General features: G+C 30.6%; 10 protein-coding genes. 2 read left to right on the top strand and 8 right to left on the bottom strand.

What is annotated here, in order from left to right; genetic code table 11:
* Positions 1-4 precede the first annotated feature (4 nt).
* From A8C32_RS08950 to tssD, 4 genes are all read right to left on the bottom strand, one after another.
* Positions 5-478, bottom strand: coding sequence for a DUF4280 domain-containing protein (locus tag A8C32_RS08950; protein ID WP_069830082.1), 474 nt, complete (start codon positions 476-478; stop codon positions 5-7).
* Between the two features lie 5 nt (positions 479-483).
* A complete protein-coding gene (locus A8C32_RS08955; RefSeq protein WP_069830083.1) occupies positions 484-1344 on the bottom strand; it encodes a hypothetical protein in 861 nt (286 codons plus the stop codon).
* Positions 1345-1348: 4 nt separating this feature from the next.
* Complete coding sequence (locus A8C32_RS08960; protein ID WP_069830084.1) at positions 1349-3178, bottom strand: type VI secretion system Vgr family protein; 1830 nt, start codon at positions 3176-3178, stop codon at positions 1349-1351.
* A gap of 192 nt (positions 3179-3370) precedes the next feature.
* Positions 3371-3769, bottom strand: coding sequence for a type VI secretion system tube protein TssD (gene tssD, locus A8C32_RS08965; protein WP_069830085.1), 399 nt, complete (start codon positions 3767-3769; stop codon positions 3371-3373).
* Positions 3770-4306: 537 nt separating this feature from the next.
* On the opposite strand from tssD, the gene A8C32_RS08970 reads away from it, so the two are divergent.
* Positions 4307-5506: a hypothetical protein gene (locus tag A8C32_RS08970; RefSeq protein ID WP_069830086.1), complete on the top strand. Its 1200-nt coding sequence runs from the start codon at positions 4307-4309 to the stop codon at positions 5504-5506.
* 136 nt (positions 5507-5642) lie between these two features.
* Here the strand turns inward: A8C32_RS08970 and A8C32_RS08975 are convergent, their stop codons facing one another.
* From A8C32_RS08975 to A8C32_RS08990, 4 genes are all read right to left on the bottom strand, one after another.
* Entirely contained in the window at positions 5643-7100 is a 1458-nt protein-coding gene (locus A8C32_RS08975) for a lipopolysaccharide biosynthesis protein (RefSeq protein WP_069830087.1), read from the bottom strand.
* The gene (locus A8C32_RS08980; RefSeq protein WP_069830088.1) at positions 7100-8380 is read right to left on the bottom strand and encodes a glycosyltransferase; all 1281 of its coding nucleotides are present in this window, start codon (positions 8378-8380) and stop codon (positions 7100-7102) included. The genes A8C32_RS08975 and A8C32_RS08980 overlap by 1 nt, the downstream gene beginning before the upstream one ends.
* Positions 8381-8433: 53 nt before the next feature.
* Positions 8434-10857 (bottom strand): YfhO family protein, encoded by a 2424-nt coding sequence (locus A8C32_RS08985; RefSeq protein ID WP_069830089.1) that lies wholly within the window; start codon positions 10855-10857, stop codon positions 8434-8436.
* A 145-nt stretch (positions 10858-11002) separates the two neighbouring features.
* Positions 11003-11278, bottom strand: coding sequence for a DUF4834 family protein (locus tag A8C32_RS08990; RefSeq protein ID WP_069830090.1), 276 nt, complete (start codon positions 11276-11278; stop codon positions 11003-11005).
* A 133-nt stretch (positions 11279-11411) separates the two neighbouring features.
* Between A8C32_RS08990 and A8C32_RS08995 the strand changes: the two genes are divergently transcribed.
* Positions 11412-12437 (top strand): transporter, encoded by a 1026-nt coding sequence (locus tag A8C32_RS08995; protein WP_069830199.1) that lies wholly within the window; start codon positions 11412-11414, stop codon positions 12435-12437.
* The last annotated feature ends 14 nt before the right edge of the window (positions 12438-12451 follow it).

Genomic DNA, 12451 nt, shown 5'->3' on the forward strand with positions numbered 1-12451 from the left:
TAATTTAAATACAACTATCCGTTTTTTCTTCAACCTTACCTGAATTAGTCTTAGTCTTATTATCTTTAGTTAAGACTTCAACAACCTGTGGTGTACTAACTACTATAACAGGAGCCATAATGGGTAATAATTGTATAGGCGCATTCACTTGTAAGTGGTCGGTTATCTTTATAGGAACACCTCCATAAACACACATTATAGTTGACGCTTCTGTCAAAGCCTGAGCATCTTGTATGATGGTATCTGAAGTATCTTTCCATTCCTCAGTTTTTATAACAGAAATACATGGTGAAGCTTGCCAAGGACTTTTTTTACAATTGCCTTGAAATATTAAATTAGTCTTTTCCTTATCTTTAGCATTGGCAAATAATTTGTCTTGTACTTTGATTTGATTTGAAGTTACCATTAGCTTACCTTCAGGTTTTGTACATAATTGGCATTCTATTTTTGCTCCATTCGATACATATGCTTTACCCATAATATTTAATTTAGTTTTTTTAACCTATACTCCACATTACGCTGATATCCTCTCCCGTTAGTTAATTTTAATGATATATCAGCACTTTCCGTCCAAGCTGTATATTTATTGACTTTGTATACTCCCGAATACTCTTCAAGATATACACTACTACCCTTCATATTAAAATGTTTTAAATATGCTTTTATACGTTCCTCTTCTATCTTATCTAATGGATTCAAATTTCCTGTCACCTTATAATCAAGTAAGTTTGTTTCTTTACCTTCCTTTATAAGTTTTATTTTTTCATTAATACTTATAGGAATACTTCTAATGGCTTGATCAAATGTCCGTTGCCTAACCTTACCCCTTTTATCATCAAAAGGAATATCTAAAAGATTATTGAACAACAAACCAAATAACCTGTACTGTTTCAAATTTTTAATAAAGAATGCCTTATCCTTTAAATTGCTTTCAATTTGTTTTAAATAAGCATCGACTATAGCTCCTTTATTATTTTGTTTTATTCGAGTTTTTAGTATATCCCACTTTTCTAATATCTCTCTATAATTAGAAACATCAACAATATCTCCAAAACTATTTACTAAAACATCAGTATTTCGGGTTAATGTGGCTAATTGCTCGATAAAATTCTTTTGATATGTTATCTTTTTATCTACATCATATTTTTCATTCGATACTTTTATTCGAAATTGAAATCCCTTATTCTCTCCATGAAAATCTACTTCAATATTTTGCGTAAATTTATTTTCTATGCTATCATTAGCACTTTCTCTAGTATAGTCTTTAATAGTTAACTCATAATTTACAGAGGTTTTTAATCTTTTATACCTATATGGATAAGCTTTCTCTTCTACTGTCAACATAATTTTACCCTTTACTTACTTTTACATCCTGTCCGCCTTGTACAGTAGCTATTCCAGCACCTTGAATGTTAATATCTCCATTTTCTGCTACAATTTCAGCTTCAGAGCTACTCATAGCTAAACTACTCTTTATATCCACCGTTTTATTTCCCTCAATAGTCTCAGTATGTTCTGTAGTACTTAATTCATAACTACTCTCAGCAATGATTTCCAGATTATTGCCTACGCCTACAACTTTATCTTCACCAACTTGAGTTTCCATATGCTGTGCTTGTATGTATATCTTCTCTTCTGCACGCATATTAATGTTCTTTGCCTCAATATCTATGGTCTCTGGCGCTGAGATTTTAATATTCTTGTTCGCCGTATCGATAAAGATGATGTTCTTGCTCTTGTCAGTTATTGTGATAGATTCAGCTTTTTCTGTATCATCAAACTCTATAACATGTCCCGAGCGGGTAATAATACTTTTTTTTGTATTATCTATACCACCACCAGCACCATTATTACCATGAAAGAGACTACCTAAAACAAAGGGTCTTTGTGGATCCGAATATCTAAAGCCCACCATAACTTGATCACCAACCTCGGGAATAAATACATGTCCTCTATTTTGTTCATGGTTACTACTGCTACCTGAATCGCCAGAAAGCACTCGTATCCAAGAGGTGGTGTCTTGATGTTTTTGCCAGCCCATTTGTACTTTAACGCGCCCCATACCTTTAGGGTCTTCGTTACTTATTACGGTAGCTACCTGTGCATTTGCTTTGGGTGGGGCTACTTTGGGTTCGGGGAGAATAATAATACCACTTGGAATCGCCTTGAAATGACAATGATACGTACCTTCGCCTGTGGCTTTATGTTTTATTTCTATAATCTTGTATTCGCCATAATTTTTTACATCAAAACCGCCTAAACTACCTTGGTTTAATGCCGATTTTACATTAATTATACGACCTAGTTTTAAGCCTTGTACATTACAATCGGCTTCAAGTATGTGTAAATCTGCAGCGGCCGAGGCTTGTTTTTTAGCGATATAGTCGTCGACTTCACTCTTGTCTTTTGTACGCGCTTCTGTATGAGCTATGGCTGAGCCTGGATACATTTCTAATGATGTATTTAAGCTGGACATGGATAACTCATTTAGTCCTTCAATATTATTTTTTGCCTTAGATTCGTTTAGGGCGTCTTCTTCGGCATTGTAACTGTATACCGCATGGTTAACGGCTCGTATTTTAACACCCAATTTAATATTAGAGAGTTCTCTACCGTATTCTAACTCCAAGGGAGTTTCAAAGGGTTTGGGGCCAAAAACTAATTTAACGCCATCATACTCTAATGGTTCTGAGTATATTTTAGATAGTCTTTTTATAAAATCCCAGTTAGATTCTTGGTATTTTACCATATATTCAATACTACCTTTGTATTGGGGTTTTATCTCTGCTTCTATACCTGTTTCTTCAATAACATCTTTTACAATATTTTCTAGCGATTTATTAAGCCAAGAACGGTTAGAGGGTAAACCGCTTAGTTTTATACTTTTGGAGGCGCCTTTTATTCTAAAAATACCTTCATGGCCTTGTTTGTTTTTTATAGAGATGTCTACTACTAAAAAAAGGAGGTCTATATCCTTATTTTCTTCAAAAGAGACTAATAAAGGTCTTCCTAATAAATCCTTTACGGCATCTATAGTATGCGAACCTCTGGGTTGGAGTTGGGCGATATCTATATCTAGGACACACTTGGCGTGCTCATTTATACTTTCTTTTATTTTTAATTTTTGAAAATTCTTTAATCGCTTCCCATCTAAGGATATGGAGGTGACGTTGTTCATGGGTTAGGTTGTTTATATGAAAGTTCCTTTTGAGGGTGGGGAGATTTAGGTTATTTGTTGTTATAATTAATATAAAAAAACGGTTTCTAAAAGACCTCTAGGTATTCTGGAAACCGCTTTTTATATACTCATAAAAAATCTAATGGTTCTTTATATTAAAAACTTTTCTTTTTTTATAAGCGGTTACTTGTATTAGGCTTTTGGCCAACGGTTATCTATAGAGGCGTTTCCTATTAGGATTTGCTCTGCAGATACTGTAAAACGTAACTTCATTGGTACGTCTCCGTTTACATCTAAAATTTCTTTGTAGTATACTAAGTAAGAGTTTTTAAATTCTATTTCTTTCATCTTAGCGTCTTCTTCTGTTTTCTTGTAAACGATTTTTCCGTCTACAGATTTAAACTGTGAGTTTAACATAGCTTCGATTACTGAGGTATCTTCTGTTGATTCAATTTCTAAGGTTACACGACCACCGTATACGTTAGAGGATACTTTTCCTTTTTTGTCTGTGTCTCTACTAAATGCGTATTCTGAATATAATACGTCAAACTCTTTTCCACCTAATTCTAGGCTTGCTCTAAATGATCCCATGTTTTTGGATTTTTAATTTTAATTTTACAATATTTTGTTTTAAACTTCTAGAAGGTGTTTTAACTAGTATAAAAAACAGCTTCAAAAAACTTAGCTATTAAGTAAATATTGCTCTTTGGAAGATAATTGAAAAAGGTTCTTGATAGAAGTGAAATTTCACTTTTTAACATAAGAATGTTTAACAACTATTGAAAGAGAATAAATATACCCAATCGCTAAATTACCAGACTAATGTAGTATAATTTTTCAAATAAAAAAGAGACGTAAGATTTTTTATCAAAAAAGAAGTACTCTTTCTTTAAAATTTGCTTTTAATCGGTTTTATTTTGTTTCAAAAATAAAGTTCCATTTAATTCTTTTTTCTGAATTCACACATTAAAACAATTCATTACTTAAAATATGGTTAAAAAACAACCAATAATATATCTCTAATAATCAATCACTTAAACATAAAACTGATTTTTGGCACACTGTTTGCATTTTCACTAATTGTTCACAGCATATTGAAATTGTTTCAGTATTTAAAAACAAATTATTATGAGAAAGTATATATTTTTATTAGCAAGTTTAATTTTTGGTGGTTTTATGGTTAACGCAAGTACAACCTTTGAGAAATCAAATACAACTACTTACTCTAAAGGCTACGGTAATTCTTTTATATTCATTGAAAATGGTATTGAGTTTTCAGTATTTCCAGATGGACAATTTGATTTTAATATTCAACGTCATACCTCTAATATAAACATCTCCATTGGTACTCCTAACGTAAACTTTAGTTTCAACTCAGGTTACGATTACAATTCATATGTGCAATATGATGAGTTTGGAGCTATTATTCAAATAGAAAATATCCCTATTTATTATGATTATTATGGGCGTATTAGCCAAGCAGGAAACGTCAATATAAACTATAACAATTACGGATATGTAAACCGCGTTGGTGGCTTGTGCGTCTTCTATGATAGATATAATAGATTTTCTCATTATTCTGGATATATAAACATATACAACAGACGCTATGTTAATAGACCATGGCACAGGTATTATAGTGTTCCTTCATACAATCACTGCGTGGTATATAATAGACCATATAGACAATATTACAAACCTGTACGTTACACATATAGAAGACCTTTTTACAACAACTACAGACCTAGAACATCTATTGCTAACAGACGTGGTAATACAATATCAAGAAATAGAAATTATGCTACCGTAAATAGAAGCACTCGAAATGTAACAAAAATTAATAGAAATGCTAACTCTAGAAGAAGTTCTATAACACAAACAAACACTATTAAACGTAATAATAGTATTAATAGAGGCCCAAAAAGAAACTCTACAACAATTAATAGAACTGTAACCAAACGAACTTCTATCAACAATAGAACTCCTAGATCTAGTTCATCTAACTTAAATAAAGTAGTTGAAAGAAGGAACAACTTAAACAATTCTAATATTCGTAGAAATACGACTAAACCAAATACTAAAATAAATAATATTAGAAAAACACAAAAAAATAGAGTTACTCAAAATCCAAAAAGAAATAATACTCGTACATATAAAAGTAATACAAATACTAGAAATACTCGAGTAATAAGACATACTGCCAGTAAGCCAAGAACAACGCAACAACGTGTTGTAAAAAGGTCTACACAAAGCAGCAGACCAAAAGTTATGCAAAGTAGAACTAGTTCAAGATATAATACAAGATCAACTTCAAGAAGAAGATCTTAAAAATTTGGTTAGTTAGTTTAGAGAACCCTTCTATATGTTGCCCCAAGCAATATCGAGGGGTTTTCTTTTTCTTATTACCTAAATAATTTGTACAATTACTCCTGTTACATTACATAATATAGCATATAGTTTATACTTATTTGAGTTTTAAATAACGTTTAATAAGTAACGAGATGTCTTCTGAAAAATTAAACCTATAAACCACAAAAATATAAATTACAGTAACTAAAGTTGATTTTAAAGTTATATTAATTATTGGATAAAATGAAAAGTCCCAAAAATAAAACAACAACACACTTCCCCCTATTAGTCCTCCTATTTTTAATGTATACATAGTAAAAGGGAAAATTTTAAATTTTATATAAACAAAATACAACTTAATTGAATTATATATAAAAATAGCCAAAAACGTAGCTATAGCAGCGCCATTAATACCTAACAAAGGAATAAAAACAATATTAAGCAGTAACATTAAAATTACCAAGACAACTCCTAAAACCAATACCATTCTATAATAATCACTATTAAAAAGTATTGCGTTATTACTTCCTAATAGCGAATCATACAGTTTAACAACACTAATTAACAATACCACATAAAGTCCTACTTTGTATTCTTCAGGGATAATGTTATATAATTCATTAATATTTAGTATAATCAATAAAAAAATAAGTCCTCCGACTATAAATAAATTTAAAGAACTCTTTTTGTATAAATCTTCTAAAGACGTATAATCTTTATCATTTAAATATTTAGCTGACAACGGTAATAATATTTGATGCATAGAACGTTGAGGTACAGCTATGACTATAGCTATAAAAATAGCTACATTGTAATAGGCTATTTGTTTTATATCAACATAATGCCCAAGCATAACTTTATCAACATCTAGAAGAACAGTAGCTATAGATCCTGCTATAATTATTAAAAATGAATATTTTAAAATATCACTTACCCCATTCACTCTTTTAAAAGTAATTACAGGTAGCTTAGTACTAAAAGCATACACCAGCATAACAAGCATTCTTAATATATATATAATCACTAAACCTACCATAAACTGCTCGACATCTACTAACCTAAAATACAATGAGAATAACAATAACATTGTGCCTGTTCTATGAAAAACCTCTTTCATAAAATTCCCAAAAACAGTTTGCATTTGCACTTTAGCCCAAGCAAAAAACACTTCAAAATAAGCAAGCGAAATAGCAACCACAACGGTATGCCATAAATAATCTTTAATAATAGGGTTTTTATTAGAAAGAAAATTCGTTAAATTATCATAACACAAATAAGTAATTAAACTTAAAGGTATAATAAGAAGTATTGGTAAAAATAACATTAGTGTTAAGAAGCTATTTAAAGATACTCGTGTTTTAAATGATGAATAAAATTTTACCAGCGTATTATGGACTCCAAAAGACATTAAAGGCATTATTACATACGCTAAAGACAGCATATAACCAACCATACCATAATACTCATCACTTAGAAATTCCGTATAAAGAAACAGCGTATTAATAGCTCCTATAAAAAAACCTAAATAGGTAGATACTATATTTTTAAAGGATTGTAAAGCAACTATTCCCATTATAATAATTTAGATAAAGATTTTGTAAGCTCTTTTCTATGATACTTCTGCAAACCTATTGGATGCGATTGCAATGTTTTGTTCTGAAAAGAATGAAAGTGTTCTAATATAATTATTTTTAAAGATTTGTAATCACTATAACTAAAATAATTACCTGTGTTAGTTTCCTTAATAATCTTTTCAACATCAGATGCTTTTGGACCTATAGCAATAATAGGTCTATTAGAAACCATGTACTCAAACAACTTCCCTGGAATAATGCATTTTGTGTCTTCAGAATCTATTTCAATCAATAATAGTATTTGAGATTTTCGCTGAAACATAACAGCCTCTTTATGCGAAACATAACCTACATTATTAATATAATTACTTAAGTTATTTTTTTTGATAGATTCTAAAACCTCTTCGCTAACAGCTCCTACAAAATTAAGTTTAAATTCTTTTGAAAAACTAGTATTTTCTACCACCAAATCACTCAATACCTTCCATAATATTTCCGGGTTCCTTTTTGATAATAGTGATCCAATATGAGATATTGTGAACATAGAATCCATCTCAAAAGCTTTAACAGACTCCTTGTCGTAACCATTAGTAATTACCTCAATAGGTCGGGCTGTTATTTGTTCAAATTCTTTTTTAGTAACAAAACTTGTTACAATAATTTGATCGGCAATATTTAAAACCTGCTTTTCTAGATTTTTATGTCTTTCTTCCGAACTCTTCATAAGCTTTAACTGCTTATGATAACCAATTGTTGTCCATGGATCTCTAAAATCTGCTAACCATTTAAGCTTAAACTTTTTCTTTAAATTCAACCCTATAAGGTGTAAACTATGAGGAGGTCCTGAAGTAATAATAGTTTGAATGTTTTCTTTTTTAATATATTCAGAAAGATATTCTACAGAAGGTTTTACCCATCCTATTCTAGCATCAGGAATAAAAAAATTACCACGCACATAAAGCATTAATTTCTCTACAAAAGACTGTTTTTTATTATCTGATATAATCCCTTTACTAATCGTTTTCGATGATTTTTTTGAAAATACCCTTGCCAATTTATAAGGCTCCTTTATGGGGTGTCTTAACACAGTAAGTTTATCTGATACTTCAGAAACCAAACTTTCATCTATTAAAGGATAATTAGGGTTTTCTGGAATATAAACAACGGGCTCAATATTGAATTCTGTCAAATACTTTACAAATTTCAACCAACGCTGAACTCCTGGTCCTCCCGCGGGTGGCCAATAATACGTTATAATAAGTACTTTTTTATTATTCATCTTTAGTCTCTAAAAAAGAAAACTTATTATTAATTCAGTTTTAAACAACAATATTACTTCTTCTTAAACTCAAAAAATAAGCCTACAATCAATAAGACACCTAACAAAACAGAACTCCCTAATGCAATGCTACTACCTGTTTTCACAACATCGGGATCGAATTTAAATTCAATAGTATGGTTTCCTGCTGGAATTTGCATACCTCGCAATGTATAATTCACACGCATATGATTTGATTCCTCCCCATCAATAAAAGTTTTCCAACCATTACTGTAATAAATTTCAGAAAAAACAGAAAAGCCTTCATTTGAATTACTTGATTCATACTTTAAATAATTAGGCTTCACTTCCACTAATTTAATAAATGCTAGAGAATCAACAACATAACTTGTTTTTACACTACCAATCTTCTCTACGCCTTTATGCTTTGAATAAATAGCCTTGTATTTGTTATTTAAACTATCTAAAGCTTTAATTTCCTCATTCGCAGAGTCAACTTTTTCCAAAGCACTAATAAACCAAGCATTCCCATTAGCTTCTCCATTCTTATAAGGAAATATAACCCCTTTTTCATCTTCAGCTATAATATACTTAGTATTTAACATATTAAGCACATTTATATTGTTTCTTGATACGTAAAATTCAAAAACCTCACTATAACGCCTTAATTCTGCTGCATTATAGCCATTTAATGAATTATGGAAGTACGATGGTTTAGATCGCCCTGAAACTAAATCAAAAACCCTGAAATGGTCTTTGTCTTTTAAAATTTCTTTATCGACTGCATTTGCCTGAAACGGTTTATACATTTTAACCCTAGAAACAAAATCATCATTATTAACATAACGCCTATCAACACCAACTAAATCAAAAAGAATAAGTATGCAAAAAGCAATTATTACCCACTTTTCTTTAAGTTTATTTTTTAAAAACATAAAAACAATACCAGCAGACAACAATACAAACAACAATGTCCTTAAAGCATCTTGAGTAAAAATTGCTTCTCTATCTTGTCTAATTGCATCAACAAAATCTGGTCCTAAATTTTGTCTATACATCCCATCATTTACACCTACAAAATCAAAAAAAGTAGATTTAAACAGTAAAAAAACAACAGCAAGTCCACCAGTTATAATTGTAGTATATTTTAAAGCCTTTAATTTATCTTCTTCTTTTTCAAAATCATTAAACAATCGAACTAAACTAAAAATAGCCATAGCAGGTACGCATAGTTCTAAAATAACCTGAATAGAGCTTACTGCTCTAAATTTATTATAAAGCGGCACATAATCAATAAAAAAGTCAGTTAGAAATCCTAAATTTTTCCCATAAGATAACAATAGAGAAAACACAGTACCTCCAACAAGCCACCATTTTAACCTTCCTTTTACTAAAAATAAAGCAAATACAAATAAAAACACCACCACTGCCCCTACATAAGCTGGAGCTTCTACAATAGGCTGATCTCCCCAATACATTGGAGCATGCTTAGATTGCTCTGCTGCTTGTACCGTTGACATACCTAATTTTCTAAAAGCTTCATAAGTCGCCGAATCTTTGCCAACATCTTCTCCATTTCCTCCTCCAAAAAAACGCGGAATAAATAAATTAAACGTTTCAGCAAGTCCATAGCTATATTGTGTAATATAATCTCTACTTAAACCAGATAATGCTTCTTTCGGAGAACCGTCTAGGTTTATTGTTAGCTCACTTTTACCACGCTTACTTTCTTTTACATACTCACTAGTAGCCAATACATTTGTTGCATTCAACGCTATTGAAAGAATTACTGCTGCGGCCATAATGCCAACCGACTTAAAATAATGCGTCAAAATTTTCTTTTTATACGCATCAATCAAATACACCACTCCTAAAATAATGACTAAAAACATTAAATAATAAGTCATTTGAAAATGGTTCGCTACAAGCTCTAACCCCATAGCAATTGTAGTCAATAAAAAACCTGAAATGTATTTTTTTTGAAAAACAAGCAAAACACCACTTACAACTAATGGCATGTAGGCTATAGCATGTGCTTTACTATTATGCCCAACTCCTAGAATAATAATCAAATAGGTTGAAAAACCAAAAGCTATAGCTCCCAAAGCCGCAAGCTTAAAATCTACTTTTAAAATTAATAAAAGCACATAGAAACCAAGTAAATATAAAAACAGATAATCTGCTGGTCGTGGCAAAAAACGAAGTGCTAAATCTAACTTTTTAATATAATTATGTGGATATTTTGCTCCCAATTGATACGTTGGCATCCCACCAAAAGCACTATTAGTCCAATAAGTTTCTTCTCCTGTAGCTGCTTTAAAATCTTTTTGCTGCTTACTCATTCCAACATATTGAACAATATCACTTTGATATATCACTTCTCCTTTCAATACAGGATTAAAATACACCAAAGAAAGTATTATAAACCCTATTAAAATCAGTAAATGAGGTAGTAGTTTTTTTATTGAAAATTGCATAAATTATGGTCGTAAAATAATGATTTCGAAAAATAGTTATAATTTTTGAAAGCAAGAGAATTAATATTGAAAATAAGCATAAGCTTACAAAACTTGATTGTATATGTTCTTTTTAAGTTTTCATTTAATGACAATTAAACAAAAACTAATCAATCTCTTCGAAATCAACATAGTCACCAACATTTTTACTTGAAGTTTTAGTGTTTGGAACTTTATCAATGGTTACCTCTCCTTCTTTTTTTGGGGTATTTTGTTGTGGTCTCCCTTGAAATTGCCCTCCAAAACGTTGTTCTGCTTTTTTAGCAACATATTTAATAAGAAAAGGCGCAAATAAACGTGCAATAATTTTTATGCCAAAGTAAATTAGTAAAATAATAAGTATCATCTTAACCAAACCAGTAGCAGATGCAAAATGTAACATAACTATATTTTTAAACAAAAATACAATTCTAAACACTTAAAAAACGTTCAATAATGATAAAAAAAGTATAAAATATCTATATTTGAACTGCTTTTAATAAATAATTACTGAAAGCATAAGTAAACACATGATTATGAGTCCATTTAAATCTATCCTATTTTTTTTGCTATGCATTATAAGTTTTAAAAGTTATAGCCAATACACAGACGTTATAAATTCTAACAGACCTGGTGTTTCACGTAGTGCTTTTTCTGTTGGTACCAATGTTGCTCAACTTGAAGTTGGACCATACATTGTAAAAGAAGAAAGAACTCCTGCTGCTGCTTATAAAGTTTCTGGGTTTGGTATTGATTTTGCTGCTCGCTATGGTTTATTATTTGAAGAGTTAGAATTAAATATTGAAGGATCTTATCAAAATGATACTAAAACCTTTGCTTCAGATTTTACAGTAGATGAAAAGCGATCTAACTTTAAATTCATAACTTTAGGCGGTAAATACTTAATTTACGACCCTTACAAAAAAGCTGATGAAGAGAAGCCAGATTTGTATAGTTGGAAAGCAAACCACAGCTTTAAATGGAAACATTTAATTCCTGCTGTTTCAGCTTACTTAGGTGTTAATTTTGATTCAAAAACAAATCCATACACAGCCCCTACAGTAAAAGGTATTAGTCCAAAAATTATGATTGCCACTCAAAACAACTTCTCTGGAGGCTGGGTTTTTGTAATAAATTTAATAAAAGATAGAATAGGTAGTGATCAATCTGATTTTCAGTACATATTAACCTTAACCCATTCCCTCAACCCCAACTGGGTTATATTTGGTGAAGCTCAAGGCATTAAAAGTGACTTTTATGCTGATAACCTTTTTAGATTTGGAGGTGCTTATTTATGGAATAAAAATTTTCAATTAGATACAGCATTAACCTTTAATACAAAAGATACACCTTCAGTTTTTAGTGTGAATTTTGGAGCATCTTATAGATTAGATTTCCATAAAGACAAAAAGCCTAAAAATAAGGATATTGATAATAGTGATGATGCCAAAGAAGAAGGCAAAAAAAGATCTAGACGTAAAGGTAAGAAAGATAAAAATGAAGACGATACTGACGAACCTATTAAAAAAAGAAAAAAAGACGATATAGATTTTGATGAATAACTAACAATCAAAGA

Origin of the sequence: Flavivirga aquatica, from assembly GCF_001747085.1 — a bacterium.
GTDB lineage: Bacteria > Bacteroidota > Bacteroidia > Flavobacteriales > Flavobacteriaceae > Algibacter_C > Algibacter_C aquatica.